The organism is Pseudomonas sp. DWP3-1-3b3 (genome assembly GCF_049896305.1).
In the GTDB taxonomy this organism is placed as follows: domain Bacteria; phylum Pseudomonadota; class Gammaproteobacteria; order Pseudomonadales; family Pseudomonadaceae; genus Aquipseudomonas; species Aquipseudomonas azotoformans_A.
On record NZ_JAFCUA010000006.1, the window covers coordinates 76,903 to 94,955 of the forward strand.

The following is an 18,053-nucleotide window of genomic DNA, read 5'->3' on the forward strand; positions in this document are numbered from 1 at the left end:
TCAGTGAGTGAACGCTCAGGCTATGGCTGTCGGCCCAGGTGAAGATGCAGGACGGTTCTTCAAATCAGGTAGGTCGAACGCAGAGCTCCGCCGTGGCACGGATCATCGCCAGTTGACGCAACGGATCGTTCAGCGGCTCATGCACGGCTTCGGCCAGCCACTGTGGGCACTGTGGGTCGGTGCGCTGTGGGGTGAAGTCCGCCAATTGCTGCAGCAGGCGTTTTTGCAGTTCGTCCAACTGCGGGCGGATCTGTTTCACCAGGTCCGGGCGCGGATCGTCAGGCGCCTTGCCCTGAAACTGCCAGTCAGACAGATGGGTGTACTGCACCAGTTTGTTCGCCTCGATCTGCGCCGCGAAAAACTGCTCGACGGCGGCAGGCGCCAATGTGTAGCTCGGTGCTTGGGCGACGACGCTGGCGATCACTTCTTGTTCGCGCTTTTTGTCCTCTACAGGCTTGTGGCTGTCCCATTTGCTCAGGGCTACCTGGTCGGCGATCTCCAGGCGTTCGGCGATGCTGTTGAGCAGCGGGGCGAGCGTGGCGGGCGCCGCAGAGGCATTGGCGCTGATCAAGAACAGGGCAAAGGCGATTCGCAGGTTCAAGGTCGGTTTCCTTGTCGGGCAGTTGGGTGAGGTCTCAATAGTGAGGGTGTCAGGCTTTTATGTCAGGCAAAAAAAGACCTCCCGAAGGAGGTCTTTTTCATCACGCTACGTTAAATAGCGCTACCGGATCAGCAGCTGTAGTACAGCTCGTATTCCAGTGGGTGTACGAAGGTGCGAACCTTGATTTCTTCTTCGCTTTTCAGGCCGATGTAAGCGTCGATGAAGTCGTCGCTGAACACGCCGCCTTTGGTCAGGAACGCACGGCCCTTGTCCAGCTCTTCCAGGGCTTCTTTCAGGCTGCCGCACACTTGTGGGATCTCTTTGGCCTCTTCAGGCGGCAGGTCGTACAAGTTTTTGTCGGCGGCGTCGCCAGGGTGGATCTTGTTCTGGATACCGTCCAGGCCAGCCATGACCAGGGCAGCGAAGGCCAGGTATGGGTTGGCTGCTGGATCCGGGAAGCGGGCTTCGATACGGCGAGCGCGAGGGCTGGACACGTAAGGAATACGGATCGAAGCGGAACGGTTGCGCGCCGAGTAGGCCAGCATTACCGGTGCTTCGAAACCTGGGACCAGACGCTTGTAGGAGTTGGTCGACGGGTTGGTGAAGCCGTTCAGGGCCTTACCGTGCTTGATGATACCGCCGATGAAGTACAGGGCAGTGTCGGACAGGCCGGCATAACCTTCGCCAGCGAAGGTGTTCTTGCCATCTTTGGCGATGGACAGGTGAACGTGCATACCCGAACCGTTATCGCCGTACAGTGGCTTAGGCATGAAGGTAGCGGTACGGCCGTAAGCGACTGCAGTGTTGTGTACGCAGTACTTCAGGGTCTGTACTTCGTCAGCCTTGGCAACCAGGGTGTTGAACTTCACACCGATTTCGTTCTGACCGGCAGTGGCCACTTCGTGGTGGTGCACTTCGATGACCAGGCCCATGTCTTCCATGGCGTTGCACATGGAGGTACGGATTTCGTGGTCGTGGTCGAACGGCGGAACTGGGAAGTAACCACCTTTGATACCTGGACGGTGGCCATGGTTGCCGCCTTCCACGTCCTGGTCGGACATCCAGGAGCCTTGTTCGGAGTAGATCTTGAACATGGAGCCGGAGATGTCGGACTTGAACTTAACCTGGTCGAAGATGAAGAATTCTGGCTCTGGGCCTACGAATACAGTGTCACCGATACCGGTGGACTTCAGGTATTCCTCGGCACGCTTGGCGATCGCACGTGGGTCGCGGTCGTAGCCTTGCATGGTCGAAGGCTCGATCACGTCGCAGACCAGGATCAGAGTCGGCTCTTCGGTGAACGGGTCGAGTACGGCAGTGCTGTCGTCCGGCATCAGGATCATGTCGGAGGCTTCGATGCCTTTCCAGCCAGCGATGGAGGAACCGTCGAACATTTTGCCTTCTTCGAAGAAAGCTTCATCCAGCGCGTCGCGAGCCGGCATGGTCACGTGGTGCTGAGTGCCTTTGGTGTCCGTGAAGCGCAGATCAATCCATTTAACGTCATGATCTTTGATGAGTTGAACCGACTTCGACATAGTGTCCTCCGGGTGGCTTCGGGCTGGGGTAGTGGAGTTAGCCCTTAGAATGTGGGTGATGCCGGCGCGGATAGTCCGCCATGGCAACCTGCCTCACAAGAGAGCAAATTGCATGCCAGTGCGCCAACATGGGTTTTCTGCTCCAAAAACGCCCCTATAAAGGTGCATTGCGACAAAAGCCCAAAAATAGCGCACCGCAATGTAGCGCAAAGGCATACAAATGCACCTCTTTAGTGCGTTGCGCTTGCGATGCATATTAACTGGTTAAACCTTGAGCGATTTCCGCTATAATCCGCGCCCCCCTTTTTCAGCAGGCCCGGCGCGCGCTGTTTCCATGAAATTAATCGTAAAAGTCTTCCCCGAGATCACCATCAAAAGCCGACCGGTACGGACGCGTTTCATCCGTCAATTGGCCAAGAACATCCGTGCCGTGCTCCGCGATCTGGACCCGGCTGTGGTGGTGAACGGCGTGTGGGACAACCTCGAGCTGGAAACCCGTGTCACCGAGCCCAAAGCCTTGAAGGACATGACCGAGCGCCTGAGCTGCATGCCGGGTATCGCGCATTTCCTGCAGGTGGATGAGTACCCGCTGGGCGACTTCGACGACATCACCGAGAAGTGCAAACAGCACTACGGCAGCGAGCTGGAAGGCAAGATCTTTTCGGTGCGCTGCAAGCGTGCCGGCAAGCACACTTTCAGCTCCATGGACGTCGAAAAATACGTCGGCAGCAAGTTGCGTCGCGAGTGCGGCGCCGCCGGAATTTCCCTGAAAGCGCCGCAAATTGAAGTGCGCATGGAAATTCGCGACCAACGGTTGTTTGTCATTCACAGCCAGCACAACAGTATCGGCGGCTACCCGCTGGGCGCCCTGGAACAGACCCTGGTCTTGATGTCCGGCGGTTTCGATTCCACGGTGGCGGCCTACCAGATCATGCGCCGTGGCCTGATGAGCCACTTCTGCTTCTTTAATCTGGGCGGGCGTGCACACGAATTGGGCGTGATGGAAGTCGCGCACTTTATCTGGAAGAAGTACGGCAGCTCCCAACGCGTGCTATTTGTGAGCGTACCGTTCGAAGAAGTGCTGGGCGAAATTCTCGGCAAAGTCGATAACGGTCATATGGGCGTGGTATTGAAGCGTATGATGTTGCGCGCCGCGTCGCAGATTGCCGACCGCTTGCAGATCGACGCGCTGGTGACCGGTGAGGCGATCTCCCAGGTGTCCAGCCAGACGCTGCCGAACCTGTCGATCATCGACTGCGTTACCGAGAAGCTGGTGTTGCGCCCGCTGATCGCCAGTCACAAGCAGGACATCATCGACCTGGCAGAAGAAATCGGCACCGCCGACTTCGCCAAGCACATGCCTGAGTATTGCGGGGTCATTTCGGTGAATCCCAAGACCCACGCCAAGCGTCACCGCGTGGAGCATGAAGAGAAAGAATTCGACATGGCGATTCTGGAGCGTGCGCTCGAGAACGCCAAGCTGGTCCCGATCGATCGCGTGATCGACGAACTGGGCCAGGATGTGAAGATCGAAGAAGTCAGCGAAGCCCTGGCCGGCCAGATCGTCATCGACATCCGTCACCCGGATGCCGCTGAAGATGAGCCGCTGGAAATCGCTGGCATCGACGTGCAAACGCTGCCGTTCTACGCACTGAACGCGCGTTTCAAGGAACTGGATAACAGCCGTCAGTACCTGCTGTATTGCGACAAAGGCGTGATGAGTCGCCTGCATGCCCACCATTTGCTCAGTGAGGGGCATGCCAATGTGCGCGTTTATCGACCGAGCTAAGAGCCCGGGGCTGTTTGCCTGTGGCCTGCGTCACCGGCCCCCCGACTCTGCCGTCAAGCTGTAACGGCAAGGCCTGACTCTACTGTTAATCGCTGCCACGACCTGTCAGCACACCGAATCCTCTGATCGAGATACACAAGTGATCGAAAATCTACGTAACATCGCCATCATTGCTCACGTTGACCATGGTAAAACCACCCTGGTAGACAAACTCCTGCGTCAATCCGGCACCCTGGAGCGCAACGAGCTCAACGACGAGCGCGTGATGGACTCCAACGACCAGGAAAAAGAGCGCGGTATTACCATCCTGGCTAAAAACACCGCTATCAACTGGAACGGCTACCACATCAACATCGTGGACACCCCGGGCCACGCCGACTTCGGCGGCGAAGTAGAACGCGTAATGTCGATGGTTGACTCCGTTCTGCTGCTGGTTGACGCTCAAGACGGCCCTATGCCGCAAACCCGTTTCGTGACCAAAAAGGCGTTCGAAGCCGGCCTGCGTCCGATCGTGTGCATCAACAAGGTTGACCGTCCAGGTGCGCGTCCGGATTGGGTTCTGGACCAGATCTTCGACCTGTTCGACAACCTGGGTGCCACCGAAGAACAGTTGGACTTCAAAGTCGTCTACGCCTCGGCCCTGAACGGTATTGCCGGTCTGGAACACACCGACATGGCTGAAGACATGACCCCGCTGTACCAGTCGATCGTCGACAACGTACCAGCGCCGAAAGTTGACCGTGACGGCCCGTTCCAGATGCAAATCTCGGCACTGGACTACAACAGCTTCCTGGGTGTTATCGGTGTTGGCCGTATCGCTCGTGGTAGCGTCAAGCCGAACACCCCGGTTGTCGCTATCGGCGCCGACGGCAAGAAGCGTAACGGTCGTATCCTGAAGCTGATGGGTCACCACGGTCTGCACCGTATCGACGTTGAAGAAGCTTTCGCCGGCGACATCGTGTGCGTGAGCGGCATGGACTCCCTGTTCATCTCCGACACCCTGTGCCAGCCGGACAACGTCGAGGCCATGAAGCCTCTGACCGTTGACGAGCCAACCGTTTCCATGACCTTCCAGGTAAACGACTCGCCTTTCTGCGGTAAAGAAGGCAAGTTCGTGACTTCCCGTAACATCAAGGAACGTCTGGACAAAGAGCTGCTGTACAACGTTGCTCTGCGCGTTGAAGAAGGCGACTCGGCTGACAAGTTCAAGGTTTCCGGCCGTGGTGAGCTGCACCTCTCGGTACTGATCGAAACCATGCGTCGCGAAGGCTTCGAAATGGGCGTTGGTCGTCCAGAAGTGATCATCCGTCAGGTTGACGGCGTGAAGCAGGAACCGTTCGAAAACGTCACCATCGACACCCCGGAAGAATCCCAGGGCAAGGTGATGGAAGAGATGGGTCTGCGTAAAGGCGACCTGACCAACATGGTGCCGGATGGCAAAGGCCGTGTACGTCTGGAATACAACATCCCTGCTCGTGGTCTGATCGGTTTCCGTAACCAGTTCCTGACCCTGACCAACGGTGCTGGCATCCTGACCTCGATCTTCGATCGCTACGACACCATGAAGTCCGGCGACATGTCCGGCCGTCAGAACGGTGTTCTGGTATCGGTAGAAACCGGCAAGGCGCTGACCTACTCCCTGGAAACCCTCCAGGCGCGTGGCAAGCTGTTCGTTGAACACGGTCAAGAGATCTACAACGGTCAGATCGTTGGTCTGAACAGCCGTGACAACGACATGGGCGTCAACCCAACCAAAGGCAAGAAGCTCGACAACATGCGTGCTTCGGGCAAAGACGAAACCATCGCTCTGGTTCCACCTGTTCGCTTCACCCTGGAACAGGCCCTGGAATTCATCCAGGACGACGAGCTGTGCGAAGTCACGCCTAAGTCGATCCGCCTGCGTAAGAAGATCCTGGACGAAGGCGAGCGTACCCGCGCTGCCAAGAAAGCCAAGAACTGAGTTAACTCAGGCTGAATGAAAAACGCCCCCGGTCGAAAGGCCGGGGGCGTTTTTTTGTGCCTGCAGTTTGTGTAGTGGCTGTACTGGCCCCTTCGCGAGCAAGCCCGCTCCCACATTCGACCGAGTTCCAACTTTGGAATGCGTTCAAATGTGGGAGCGGGCTTGCTCGCGAAAGCGGTAGTCCAAGCAATACAAAATTGGGATCAGAACTTGTCGAGGGTCTTGAACTTGGTCTCGCGCACCACTTCCTTTGGCTTGTACGCGCAATACCCTGGGCGCGGCCCGATTTTCGGGTGATTGCGGCAAGTATCCGGGCGCTTGTCATAAATAGTGCAGAAGCGCGTCTTACGATCCAGGAACAGGCAATCGTTGTTGCTCATGCGCTGCAGGGTAAAAATCTCGGATTTGGAATTGAAGCGCTCGACGATGCCTTCCTTCTGCAGCCGCTTGGCGATGTTCTTCGCAGGATCGCCGAGTTCGAACTCATCGACCAGGCCAATGCGGATCAGGTCCTTGACCTTCACTTCCACCGGCAGCGTGCAGCAGCTGGACACGCAACCACCGCACATGTGCGCGGAATATTTCTGCCACGTTTCGAGACGGTCGAGTTCCGCGGCGGCGATCAATTGAGGCTTCATCAGGGTTCCAAAAGGTGGGGCGGTATCCGGGCGCGCGATCATACCGGGATTGGTGATTTTTTGAACAATATTTTGTGGGTTTCGGCCAGAAGGCGCGCGTTTGCCAAAAGCAGGCACGGCCAATGCATCAAAACCCTGCAAAGGTAAATGCGTTAAAAAAGTGCCGAACCAGAGCGTCTACCGTCTGTCAGACCGTCTAGGCTCTAGCAACTCCTTCTATCTCGCCCGAGGTCGCAATTGATGTCTCAGGAACCACTTGCACGAGAAGCAGAGGTAGCCGCATTTCGCGATGCCGTCTTGACCAAACTCACCTACGCGGTGGGCAAGGACCCGGATCACGCCTTCGACCACGACTGGTTTGAAGCCATTGCCCTGGCCGCGCGCGACCAGATGGTCGATCACTGGATGGACCACACCCGGCGCATCTACCGCAAAGGCCAGAAGCGGGTTTACTACCTTTCCCTGGAATTCCTCATCGGCCGTTTGCTCTATGACAGCCTGAGCAACCTCGGCGTGCTGGAGATTGCCCGCGAAGCACTCTCGGAGCTGGGTGTCGACCTGGAACGCATCCGCCTGCTGGAGCCCGATGCGGCGCTCGGCAACGGTGGCCTGGGCCGCCTGGCAGCGTGTTTCATGGAAAGCATGTCGACCCTGGGCATTGCCGGCCACGGTTATGGCATCCGCTATGAACACGGCCTGTTCCGCCAGGCGATTGTCGATGGTTGGCAACAGGAGCAGACCGAGCACTGGCTGGACTTCGGCAACCCCTGGGAATTCGAACGTCCTGAAGTGGTGTACCCGATCGGCTTTGGTGGCAGCGTCGAAACCCTGGATGACGGCACCGGCAAGATGGTTCAGCGGTGGACCCCCAATGAAACCGTGCGCGCCATCGCCTATGACACGCCGGTGGTCGGCTGGCGCGGCGCCAGCGTCAATACCCTGCGCCTGTGGCGTGCCCGTGCGGTGGAAGACCTGCACCTGGAGCGCTTCAACGCCGGTGACCACCTGGGCGCCGTCGCTGAAGTAGCGCGTGCCGAAAGCATCTCCCGAGTGCTTTACCCGGCCGACAGCACCGAAGCGGGGCAGGAACTGCGCCTGCGCCAGGAATATTTCTTCGTCGCCGCCTCCCTGCAAGACCTGCTGCGCCGCCACAAGAACATGCACGGCTCGGTGCTGAGCCTGGGCGAACATGCCGCGATCCAGCTCAACGACACCCACCCGTCCATTGCCGTGGCCGAGTTGATGCGTCAGTTGGTGGACCTGCACGACATTCCATGGGAAGCCGCGTGGGATGTCACTGTCGAAACCCTTTCCTACACCAACCACACCTTGTTGCCTGAGGCATTGGAAACCTGGCCTGTAGGCTTGATGGAACGCATGCTGCCCCGGCATATGCAGATCATCTACCTGATCAACGCCCAGCACATCGATTCGCTGCGCGCCAAAGGCATCCATGACTTTGACGTGCTGCGCGCCGTGTCCCTGATCGAAGAAGACAACGGTCGTCGCGTGCGCATGGGCAACCTGGCGTTCCTCGGTTCCCACAGCGTCAACGGTGTGTCCGGCTTGCACACCCAATTGATGCGCAGCACCGTGTTCTCCGAGCTGCACAAGCTGTACCCGGAGCGCATCAACAACAAAACCAACGGCATTACCTTCCGCCGCTGGCTGTACCAGGCCAACCCCAAGCTCACGTCCATGCTGGTGGAAGCGCTCGGCCCGGACATTCTCGACAAGCCCGAAGAGCGGCTGGTGGAGCTTGAGCCATTTGCCGAAAAACAGACGTTCCGCAAGGCCTTTGCCGAGCAGCGTTTGCACAGCAAGCGGGCGCTGGCGGACATCATTCATGAGCGCCTGGGCATTGCGGTCAACCCGGCGGCGATGTTCGACGTGCAGGTCAAGCGCATCCACGAATACAAACGTCAACTGCTCAACCTGCTGCACACCGTGGCGTTGTACCAGGCGATCCGTGCTGAACCGGGCACCGACTGGGTGCCGAGGGTGAAGATCTTCTCCGGCAAGGCGGCGGCCAGTTATCACCAGGCCAAGCTGATCATCAAACTGACCAACGACATCGCCCGCACGGTCAACAACGACCCGACCGTTCGCGGCTTGCTCAAGGTGGTGTTCCTGCCCAACTACAACGTCAGCCTGGCGGAAAGCATCATCCCGGCGGCGGACTTGTCAGAGCAGATTTCCACTGCCGGCTTCGAAGCGTCGGGCACCAGCAACATGAAATTCGGCCTCAACGGCGCGCTGACCATCGGCACCATGGACGGCGCCAACGTGGAAATGCATGAGCGTGTGGGCGCCGAGCACATGTTTATCTTCGGCCTCAGTGCGCAGCAGGTTGAAGCCCGTAAACACGCGGGTGAGTTCAACGCAGGTCCTGATATCGCGGCGTCTCACCGCTTGAACGACGTGCTGCAAGCGATCCGGGGCGGGGTGTTCTCGCCGGATGATCCGGGCCGCTACGTAGGGTTGATCGATGGGCTGATCGACTACGACCGCTTCCTGGTGTGTGCCGACTTCGATTCGTACTGGGACGCCCAGGCGCGGGTCGAGGCGCATTGGCATGATTCCAAGGCCTGGTGGCGTTCGGCGGTGTTGAATACGGCGCGTATGGGCTGGTTCAGTTCGGATCGTACGATTAGGGAGTACGCCACGGAGATCTGGAAAGCCCTCGACTGAGTTTTCCAGATCTGTGCCCCAAGGCCCAACCTCTGTTGGGCCGTGTCGATATACTAGGCCTCGGTTTGCTTAGGAATATCGACCATGCAATGGATTTTCATGCTGATTGGCCTGGTGCTCGGCTGGACGCTCGACGAGTCGTTCAGTGATGCGGGCATGGGTGCGCTGCTCGGGTTAGGCATTGGCCAGGCGATTCGCCTGGCGCAGCTGTCGGCCAAGGCGGACCAGCAGGCACGTCAGTTGGAAACCACGCAGAAGTCGCTGATTGCTCTGGGCGAACGCCTGCGGCAGTTGGAAGTCCCTGCGCCTGCAAGCAGCATGAGGGTTGAACCCTCTGTTCCCGAATCGGCACCTGTCGGCAAGTCGCCCGAATTGGTGTGGGAGCTGCCTGCCGAATTGGCACCCGTTGCCCTGGTCCCTGAGCCAAGCCAGCCGTTGTTGGATGACGTGTGGACGCCGGCGCCGACGCCTAAAGAACCCGCAACCCCTCGCGGCCCCAACCTGATCGAACGCGCCATCGAGGGTGCGCGCAATTGGCTGCTCGGTGGCAACACCGTGCTGCGCGTCGGCGTGGTGCTGTTGTTCCTCGGCCTGGCCTTCCTGCTGCGTTACGCCACCGAAGGTATGGTGGTGCCGATCGAGCTGCGTTACGCCGGTGTTGCCGCCGCTGCGCTGGGCCTGCTGGGCCTGGGCTGGTGGCTGCGGCTGCGTAACAGCAACTACGGCTTGATGCTGCAAGGCGCGGGGATTGCGGTGTTGTACCTCACGGTGTTTGCGGCGATGCGTTTGCACTCGCTGATCGATCCCGGCGCGGCAATGGGGTTGCTGGTCGCCGTCACGGTATTTTCGGCGATCCTGGCGATCACCCAGGATGCGCTCGGCCTGGCCTGTGCGGCGGCGTTGGGCGGTTTTGCGGCGCCGATCCTGGTATCGACCGGCGCCGGAAGCCATGTGGCGCTGTTCAGCTACTTTGCGTTGCTCAACGCCGGCATTCTCGCGATTGCCTGGTTCAAAGCCTGGCGCCTGCTGAACGTGATCGGTTTTGTGGGCACCTTCGGGATTGGTTTCGCCTGGGGCATGCGCTCCTACACGCCGGAGCTGTTGTGGAGCACCGAGCCGTTCCTGATCCTGTTTTTCGCGATGTACCTGGCCATCGGCCTGTTGTACGCCCGGCGCACATTGCTGGAGGCGGGCGAGGGCGACAGCCTGGGTGCGCAATGGCGCAAGGGCGACTATGTCGACGGCACCTTGTTGTTCGGCCCGCCGCTGGTGGGCTTTGGCTTGCAGTTCGCGCTGGTGCAACACCTTGAGTTCGCCGCGGCGTTCAGTGCGCTGGGCCTGGGCATCCTTTACATGGTCTTGGCCCGTGTACTGAGTGGCGGGCGCGCCGTGCTCCTGACGGAAACCTGCCTGGCCCTAGGCGTGATCTTCGCCAGCCTGGCCATCCCCTTGGGGCTCGATGCGCGCTGGACGGCTGCGGCGTGGGCTGTCGAAGGCGCCGGGATCTTCTGGCTCGGTCTGCGCCAGCATCGCCCTGTGGCGCGGGCTTTCGCCTTGTTGCTGCAACTGGGTTCGCTGCTCGCCTTCCTCAGCGAGCTGCGCGATGGCCAGGACACGTTGCTGCAGGGGCCTCCACTAGGGGCGTTGTTGCTGGGCGCGGCATTGTTGTTCAGCTTTTATCAACTGCACAAAGCCGCGCCGGAGCAGACTCGCCGTTGGGAGCGTCTCGGCGCTCCAGGGTTCGCCGTACTCGGCCTGGGTTGCGCCTACCTGCTGGCGCCGCTGTTGTTTTCAACCCAGGGCAGCATCGTCGGTTGGGCGGTTGCTGGCCTTGCGACCGTGTGGGCGGGCCAGCGAATCGGCTCGCCCGTGGTGGTGCGCTGTGGCATTGCTGTGCAAGTCCTTGCGGGCGCGCTCTTTGCCCTCGACCCGGTGAACAATGCCTGGACGCCGATGATCATTGCCTTGGCAGCAATGCTCGGCGCTTGGCGCTTGCCCCGTGGCCGTTTGTCCGCAGGTCTGCTGGCCTGGGGCGTGGCCTGGTGGGCGTTGGCGGTGATCATTGAAGTGTGGCGCTTGGCGCCTGCACCTTTGCACGCTGCGCTGTTGCTGCTGGCGGCTGCGCTGAGCGGGGTGATCTGGACAACACTGGCGCTGCGTTTGCGCTGGGTGGCGTTGGGTATCGCCAGCACGTTGCTGATGCCTGCGGCGGGCCTGGTGTTGTGGGGCGCGTGGACCGAGTATTACCACCCGGCCGCGCAGTTCGGCTGGCTGGCCTGGCTGGCGGTGTTCACGGTGCATTTCATCTCGCTACGACGTTTGGCGGCGCTGGTGCCTGGAAAAGTCTTGAGCGCGGCTCATGTATTGGGCTGCTGGATGCTGATCGGCGTGCTGGCGCTGGAACTGCGCTACGGCTTGCTGGTGCTGTCGAGCGAATACAACGCCTGGCGCTGGCTGGGCTGGGCGATCCTGCCAAGCCTGTACCTGGTGCTGGCCGCCGCGCCGCGCAGTTGGCCGTGGCCAGTTTGCGCGTACCCAAGGGAGTACCGCGTGCTCGCCGCATTGCCCCTGGCGGTGCTGATGCTCGGTTGGTTCTGGCTGGCAAATATCTTCAGTGACGGCACGGCCAAGCCGCTGCCCTATGTGCCGCTGCTCAATCCGCTGGACCTGGGCCTGCTGTTCGCGCTGCTGGGCATTTACCTGTGGTCGCGCAGTGTGGCGCCGCAGCGCGGGCCGCGTGTCGAGTTGATCGCTCAGGGCGTGGCAGGCATTTCGCTATTTGCCTTCTTTACCGCGCTGGTGATGCGTACCGCCCACCATTGGGGCGGCGTGCCGTTTCATCTGGATGCGCTGCTCGAGTCCATGCTGGTGCAGGCGGGCCTGTCGATCGTCTGGACCTTGATCGCCCTCGGCCTGATGATCGGCGGCCACCTGCGTCATCGCCGCGAAGTGTGGCTGATCGGCGCGGCGCTGATTGCGGTGGTGGTGGCCAAGCTGTTCTTTGTCGAACTGAGCAATCGTGGCGGCTTGGCGCGGATTGTGTCGTTTATCGGCGTGGGCGGTTTGTTGCTGGTGGTGGGCTACTTTGCGCCGCTGCCGCCCAAACGCGTTGAAACTGAGGGAGCGTCTTCTTGATGGGCAAGCTGAGTCTGAGTGGGTTGACGGTGTGGATGCTGTGCTCGGCGGCGTTTGCTCAAGAGCGTCCGGCGGATTTCGCCACCCAAGTGCCGCTGGCCGTGAGCGGCACGGGTCCCTGGTATCGCCTGGAGCTGCCATTGACGGTTCAACTGAATGCACGCCAGGCCGATCTCAGCGATGTGCGGGTGTTCAACGCTGCCGGTGAACCCCAGGCCTATGCGCTGCCGCGCCAGTCCGCGCAACGCTCCGAGACTCGCAACGTCACCGACGTGAAGTGGTTCCCGCTGTACGCTGCCGATACCGAGCAAGCCTTGCCCGACGTGGTGATGAAGGCCACCACCACAGGCACCTTGGTGGAAATCACACCATCCTCTGCGCCTAAGCCCGGCAAGCAAGTGCTGCGCGGCTGGGTGTTGGACGCCAGTGCAATCAAGGCGCCTTTGCAGCAATTGAGCCTGGACTGGAGCCATGAGCAAGAAGGCTTCCAGCGTTTCAGTATTGAAGCCAGTGATGACTTGCAGCACTGGCAAGCCTGGGGCGATGGGCAAGTGGCGCGTTTGTCATTTGCCGACGAACGGGTCGAGCAGCATGACGTGAGCCTGCCGGGGCAATCGGCGCGTTACCTGCGCCTGGTCTGGCAAGGCCAGGCGGCGCCATTGCTGACCTCTGCCCAGTTGGTGAGCGCCACCCGCAGCCACTTGCCCCTGCCATTGGTATGGTCGCAACCCTTGGCGGGCACGCGGCTCAAGGCCGGGGAATACAGCTGGCAGTTGCCCACGGGGCTGAGTCTTGAGCGGCTGCGCATCGAGTTGAAACAACCCAACACTTTGGCGCCCGTGACGCTGGCGGGGCGCCGGGACAGCAAACAGGCCTGGCAGCCCCTGAGCAATGGCCTGCTGTATCGCCTGACCCAGAATGGCCGGGACGTGGTGCAGGATGAATTGCAGCTGCCGGGCCAGACGGTTGCAGAGCTCAAGTTGACCGTTGATGAGCGCGGTGGCGGCCTGGGTGTCGAAGCGCCGGCGCTGCGTTTTGCGGTACGTGCCACACAGCTGGTGTTCCTGGCGCGGGGTGAGCCGCCGTTCACCCTGGCGTTGGGCAATGCGTCGGCCAAGGCGGCGAACCTTCCGCTCTCGACCTTGATCCCCGACTACAGCGCCGAGCGTCTCAAGACGTTGGGGCAGGCAACGGTCACCGGGGAAATCGCCACTGCGCCGCCCGCCGTCGCGCCCGCTGCCGATGCCGGAACAGACTGGAAAAAACTCGGCCTCTGGGCCGTGTTGCTGCTCGGCGTGGCGGCACTGGGCGCCATGGCCTACAGTTTGCTGCGCAAGCCGCCGGTGGCACGTTAAATAAAGTCCATGAACTCTATTGGGTTTAAATCCTCTGATAGGAGGAAATACGCCCCGACTCGCGTTAAACTGCGCGGGTTTTCAAGCCCCCCCTTTTCCGGAGCCTTACATGTCCCGCGTTACCTTGAGTCGCTATTTGATTGAGCAGACCCGCAGCAACAACACGCCTGCCGATCTGCGCTTCCTTATCGAAGTGGTGGCGCGTGCTTGCAAGGAAATCAGCCACGCCGTGTCCAAAGGCGCACTGGGTGGTGTCCTGGGCAGCATGGGCACCGAAAACGTGCAGGGCGAAGTGCAGAAGAAGCTCGACGTGATCTCCAACGAGATTCTGCTCGAAGCCAACGAATGGGGCGGTCACCTGGCCGGCATGGCGTCCGAAGAAATGGACAATGCCTACCAGATCCCGGGCAAATACCCGAAAGGCGCCTACCTGCTGGTGTTCGACCCACTGGACGGTTCGTCCAACATCGACATCAACGCTCCGGTTGGCACCATCTTCTCGGTACTGCGTTGCCCGAACGAATACCTGAGCCAGAACGAGCCGCTGAACGAGAAAGCGTTCCTGCAGCCAGGCACCCAACAGGTTGCTGCCGGCTATGCTATCTACGGCCCGCAAACCATGCTGGTGCTGACCCTGGGCGACGGCGTTAAAGGCTTCACCCTGGACCGCGAAATGGGCAGCTTCGTACTGACCCACGAAGACATCACCATTCCTGCTTCTACCCAGGAATTTGCGATCAACATGTCCAACCAGCGCCACTGGGAAGAACCTGTGACTCGCTACGTGGGCGAACTGATGGCCGGCGAAGAAGGCCCGTTGAAGAAAAACTTCAACATGCGCTGGGTCGCCGCAATGGTTGCCGACGTGCACCGTATCCTGACCCGTGGTGGCCTGTTCATGTACCCACGCGACAGCCGCGAGCCGTCCAAGCCGGGCAAACTGCGCCTGATGTACGAAGCCAACCCGATGTCCTTCCTGGTTGAGCAAGCGGGCGGCGCGTCCACCGATGGCCACCAGCGTATCCTCGACATCCAGCCTGAAGGCCTGCACCAGCGTGTGGCGGTGTTCCTGGGTTCGAAGGAAGAAGTTGAGCGGGTGACGGCGTATCACAAGGCGTAAGACCTTGAGCTAAGAAATAAACCCCGGAGTGCTGTCAGCGTTCCGGGGTTTTTTGTTTATTGGATGAGGTGTTTTAGCAGCAGCGCCTGCAGGCTTTTGCGAGTGTCGGCGATGATATGAACAAAGACGGTTTGATCACGGATCTCGTAGATGATCCGGTTCATGCCGCTAACCACTTGTCGGTAATGGCTGAGATTCAGCGTCTCGATTTCTTCGGGGATCGAGCCTGCATAGGGTTGAGTCTCAAGGCGGCGAATGGCTTGTTTCAAAGCGTCATAGGACTGCTGCCAGGTCGATGACGAAAACTGCCGGATGAGGTATGACTTGATGTCCTTGAGGTCTTTTTTTGCCGAGTGGAGAATCACAACCCTGAAGGTCATTGGGCGTCGTCCTTGTCCAGTTCAGCGAACACGTCCTCCATCTCCTGGAACTGCCCCAATTCAATCTGACGGTTGCCCAAGGCCAACAGCTTTAATAACGCCATGGTTTCTGCCTGTTCCTCAAAACTCTTCACATCCATCACGACCAACTTGGCTTCACCATTTTGGGTGATAACCAGCGGCTCGCGGCTTTCAGAGAGTGTCTTGACGATTTCGGCGGTATGACTTTTCAGGTAACTGATCGGTTTTATCTGGGATGAGAATTTCACGGTAAGACCCTCGCGCGACGATGGGACTGATTTTAGTCTTTATTCGGTCTTCTAAAGAGCGCGTCCGATGAAAGGTTGATATTTTCGCGCTCGAAAATACGGAGAAAAGGGCCCGTTCACAGAAAAAATAAATACCACCCCTCATCGGGAACCAGACACCTCTTTTCCCTTCTAAGCTTCTGGCAGATACCCACGCTGCTTCGTCCCTCCAGGAGTTTTTCCATGTCGTTACGCCGTCTCGCTTTGCTGGCTTTTTGCGTGCTGTTGGCCGCTTGCAGCAAGGTCAACCAAGAAAATTATCAAAAATTGTCGGCTGGCATGGCCAAGGCTGAAGTGGAGTCGTTGCTGGGCAAGCCAACCGATTGCTCCGGCGCGCTGGGTATGTCCAGTTGCACCTGGGGCGATAAAAACAGCTTTATCAGCGTTCAATATGCCGGTGACAAGGTTCTGATGTTTTCCGGGCAAGGCCTGAAGTAAACCGGGGCGAGAGCCTGCGGGAGAAGAAGAATGATCCGTTTTGTTTTGTTCCTTTGTGCCAGCCTGTTTTTGGCGGGCTGCGCCAGCCATTCTGGCGATGATCTGCAACCCAAGACAGCGAGCAACGTCAACCTCAAGCGTTACCAGGGCACCTGGTATGAGTTGGCTCGATTGCCGATGTACTTCCAGCGCAACTGCGCGCAGTCCGAAGCCCGTTACACCTTGCTGCCCGATGGCGACATGTCGGTGTTCAACCGCTGCCTGACGACCGAATGGAAGTGGGAAGAAGCCAAAGGCACCGCCACCCCGCAAGTGCCGGGCAAGACCGACAAGCTCTGGGTGGAATTCAACAATTGGTTCACCGCGCTGTTGCCGGGCGTCGCCAAGGGCGATTACTGGGTGCTGTACGTCAGTGATGACTACAAGACCGCGATTGTGGGCAGCCCGAGCCGGCGGTACATGTGGATATTGTCGCGCACGCCGACGGTCAGTGCGGACACCCGCGAAGACCTGCTGAGCAGGGCGCGGCAGCAGGGGTATGACACCACGCGGTTGATCTGGCGTACGTCGGACAAGCAGATGGCGAAGACCTCACAATAACCCTGGGTCACCGCCGATCAAAAAATGTGGGAGCTGGCTTGCCTGCGATAGCGTCACTGAGGTGTAACTGATACACCGAGGTGCCTGTATCGCAGGCAAGCCAGCTCCCACATTTGTTATGTGTCGCTGGTTAGCCCAGTAGATCTCTCAAGACTTGCGTGAACGCCCGGCTGCTTTCTTCCTCACCGGCATGATGCCCATCGCGCACCACCCACTTTCCATTCACCAGCACATCCCGTACCTGCCGATCGCCGCCCGCGAACAGCCAGCGGTTGAGAATCCCATCCTCAGTCGCCGTGGCCAGGTAGGGGTCATTGCCATCCAGCACTATCCAATCCGCACGCTTGCCCACTTCCAGCCGACCAATCGGCTGGCCCAATGCCTGGGCACCGCCGTCCAGCGCGGCGTCAAACAGCGTACGGCCGACCATCGGCTGATCACTTCGATACAAACGATTACGCCGCTGATCGCGCAGGCGCTGACCATATTCCAACCAGCGCAGCTCTTCTACCACGCTCAATGACACATGGCTGTCGGAGCCGATACCCATGCGTCCGCCCTGGGCCAGAAAGTCCACAGCCGGGAAGATCCCATCACCCAGGTTGGCCTCAGTGGTCAGGCACAAGCCGGCAATCGCGCGGCTCTTGGCCATGCGTGCGACTTCATCCGCATCGGCATGAGTGGCATGCACCAGGCACCAGCGTTCATCCACTTCAACATTGTCATACAGCCATTGCAGCGGGCGTTTGCCGCTCCAGGCCAGGCAGTCGTCGACTTCCTTTTGCTGTTCGGCGATGTGGATATGCACCGGGCACGCCTTGTCGCTGGCGGCCAGCACATCATTGATCTGCTGCGGCGTGACTGCGCGCAACGAGTGGAAGCACAGCCCCAACTGCTGCGCCGGATGCGCGGCGAGGAGGGGTTTCAACTGCGCCTGCAGGTCCAGGTAGTTTTCAGTGCTGTTGATAAACCGCCGCTGGCCGTCATTAGGCGATTGGCCGCCAAACCCCGAGTGGGTGTACAGCACGGGCAGCAATGTCAGGCCAATCCCGCTGCTGGCCGCCGCCTGGCTGATCTGTCGCGACAGTTCCGTGCGATCGGCATACGGCTGGCCGCTGACGTCATGGTGCACATAGTGAAATTCGGCTACCGACGTGTAGCCGGCCTTGAGCATTTCGATATACAGCTGGCGCGCGATCACCTGCAATTGGTCCGGGCTGATCTTGCCCACCATGCGATACATCAGGTCGCGCCAGGTCCAGAAACTGTCATTCGGGTTGCCAGCAACTTCCGCCAAACCCGCCATGGCGCGTTGAAACGCATGGGAATGCAGGTTCGGCATACCCGCCAACACCGGGCCTCTCAGCCGTTCGGCACCCTCTGCGCTGGCATTGGCCTCAACCTTTGTCAGCCGCCCATCGGCGCTGACTTCAAGACGTACATCATTGGCCCATCCATTAGGCAGCAGCGCGCGTTCGGCAAAGAAAGCGGACATGATCAAGG

At 59.6% G+C, this 18,053-nt stretch carries 14 protein-coding genes; 8 read left to right on the forward strand and 6 right to left on the reverse strand.

From position 1 onward, the window contains the following. Positions 1-64: 64 nt before the first annotated feature. Both ACP7BX_RS19470 and glnA read right to left on the reverse strand, forming a co-directional pair. Positions 65-601 (reverse strand): chorismate mutase, encoded by a 537-nt coding sequence (locus ACP7BX_RS19470; RefSeq protein ID WP_426129430.1) that lies wholly within the window; start codon positions 599-601, stop codon positions 65-67. A 128-nt stretch (positions 602-729) separates the two neighbouring features. Further along, complete coding sequence (glnA, locus tag ACP7BX_RS19475; RefSeq protein ID WP_016979133.1) at positions 730-2,136, reverse strand: type I glutamate--ammonia ligase; 1,407 nt, start codon at positions 2,134-2,136, stop codon at positions 730-732. 334 nt (positions 2,137-2,470) lie between these two features. On the opposite strand from glnA, the gene thiI reads away from it, so the two are divergent. Together thiI and typA are read left to right on the forward strand one after the other, a co-directional pair. Then, the gene (gene thiI, locus ACP7BX_RS19480) at positions 2,471-3,925 is read left to right on the forward strand and encodes a tRNA uracil 4-sulfurtransferase ThiI (protein WP_033897709.1); all 1,455 of its coding nucleotides are present in this window, start codon (positions 2,471-2,473) and stop codon (positions 3,923-3,925) included. A 139-nt stretch (positions 3,926-4,064) separates the two neighbouring features. Further along, complete coding sequence (gene typA, locus ACP7BX_RS19485; RefSeq protein ID WP_032890153.1) at positions 4,065-5,885, forward strand: translational GTPase TypA; 1,821 nt, start codon at positions 4,065-4,067, stop codon at positions 5,883-5,885. 203 nt (positions 5,886-6,088) lie between these two features. On the opposite strand, the gene ACP7BX_RS19490 is transcribed toward typA, so the two are convergent. Further along, positions 6,089-6,523 carry a YkgJ family cysteine cluster protein gene (locus ACP7BX_RS19490; RefSeq protein WP_017734855.1) on the reverse strand — a complete coding sequence of 145 codons (435 nt, stop codon included), beginning with the start codon at positions 6,521-6,523 and terminating at the stop codon, positions 6,089-6,091. 240 nt (positions 6,524-6,763) lie between these two features. On the opposite strand from ACP7BX_RS19490, the gene ACP7BX_RS19495 reads away from it, so the two are divergent. From ACP7BX_RS19495 to ACP7BX_RS19510, 4 genes are all read left to right on the forward strand, one after another. Then, entirely contained in the window at positions 6,764-9,214 is a 2,451-nt protein-coding gene (locus ACP7BX_RS19495) for a glycogen/starch/alpha-glucan phosphorylase (RefSeq protein ID WP_314524533.1), read from the forward strand. A gap of 84 nt (positions 9,215-9,298) precedes the next feature. Next, entirely contained in the window at positions 9,299-12,349 is a 3,051-nt protein-coding gene (locus ACP7BX_RS19500) for a DUF2339 domain-containing protein (protein ID WP_426129427.1), read from the forward strand. After that, positions 12,349-13,704, forward strand: a complete 1,356-nt coding sequence (locus tag ACP7BX_RS19505) for a DUF3999 domain-containing protein (RefSeq protein ID WP_426129425.1) — start codon at positions 12,349-12,351, stop codon at positions 13,702-13,704. The genes ACP7BX_RS19500 and ACP7BX_RS19505 overlap by 1 nt, the downstream gene beginning before the upstream one ends. 109 nt (positions 13,705-13,813) lie before the next feature. Continuing rightward, positions 13,814-14,824, forward strand: a complete 1,011-nt coding sequence (locus ACP7BX_RS19510; protein ID WP_133076478.1) for a class 1 fructose-bisphosphatase — start codon at positions 13,814-13,816, stop codon at positions 14,822-14,824. 56 nt (positions 14,825-14,880) lie between these two features. Here ACP7BX_RS19510 and ACP7BX_RS19515 read toward each other — a convergent pair whose 3' ends face one another. Beyond that, positions 14,881-15,204 (reverse strand): type II toxin-antitoxin system RelE/ParE family toxin, encoded by a 324-nt coding sequence (locus ACP7BX_RS19515; protein ID WP_426129422.1) that lies wholly within the window; start codon positions 15,202-15,204, stop codon positions 14,881-14,883. After that, complete coding sequence (locus tag ACP7BX_RS19520; RefSeq protein WP_269132581.1) at positions 15,201-15,473, reverse strand: type II toxin-antitoxin system Phd/YefM family antitoxin; 273 nt, start codon at positions 15,471-15,473, stop codon at positions 15,201-15,203. The genes ACP7BX_RS19515 and ACP7BX_RS19520 overlap by 4 nt, the downstream gene beginning before the upstream one ends. Positions 15,474-15,695: 222 nt before the next feature. On the opposite strand from ACP7BX_RS19520, the gene ACP7BX_RS19525 reads away from it, so the two are divergent. Together ACP7BX_RS19525 and ACP7BX_RS19530 are read left to right on the forward strand one after the other, a co-directional pair. Continuing rightward, positions 15,696-15,950 carry a lipoprotein gene (locus ACP7BX_RS19525; protein ID WP_033897714.1) on the forward strand — a complete coding sequence of 85 codons (255 nt, stop codon included), beginning with the start codon at positions 15,696-15,698 and terminating at the stop codon, positions 15,948-15,950. Between the two features lie 30 nt (positions 15,951-15,980). Next, positions 15,981-16,550: a lipocalin family protein gene (locus ACP7BX_RS19530; RefSeq protein ID WP_038841684.1), complete on the forward strand. Its 570-nt coding sequence runs from the start codon at positions 15,981-15,983 to the stop codon at positions 16,548-16,550. Positions 16,551-16,680: 130 nt separating this feature from the next. On the opposite strand, the gene ACP7BX_RS19535 is transcribed toward ACP7BX_RS19530, so the two are convergent. After that, complete coding sequence (locus tag ACP7BX_RS19535) at positions 16,681-18,045, reverse strand: formimidoylglutamate deiminase (protein ID WP_314524540.1); 1,365 nt, start codon at positions 18,043-18,045, stop codon at positions 16,681-16,683. Positions 18,046-18,053 lie beyond the last annotated feature (8 nt).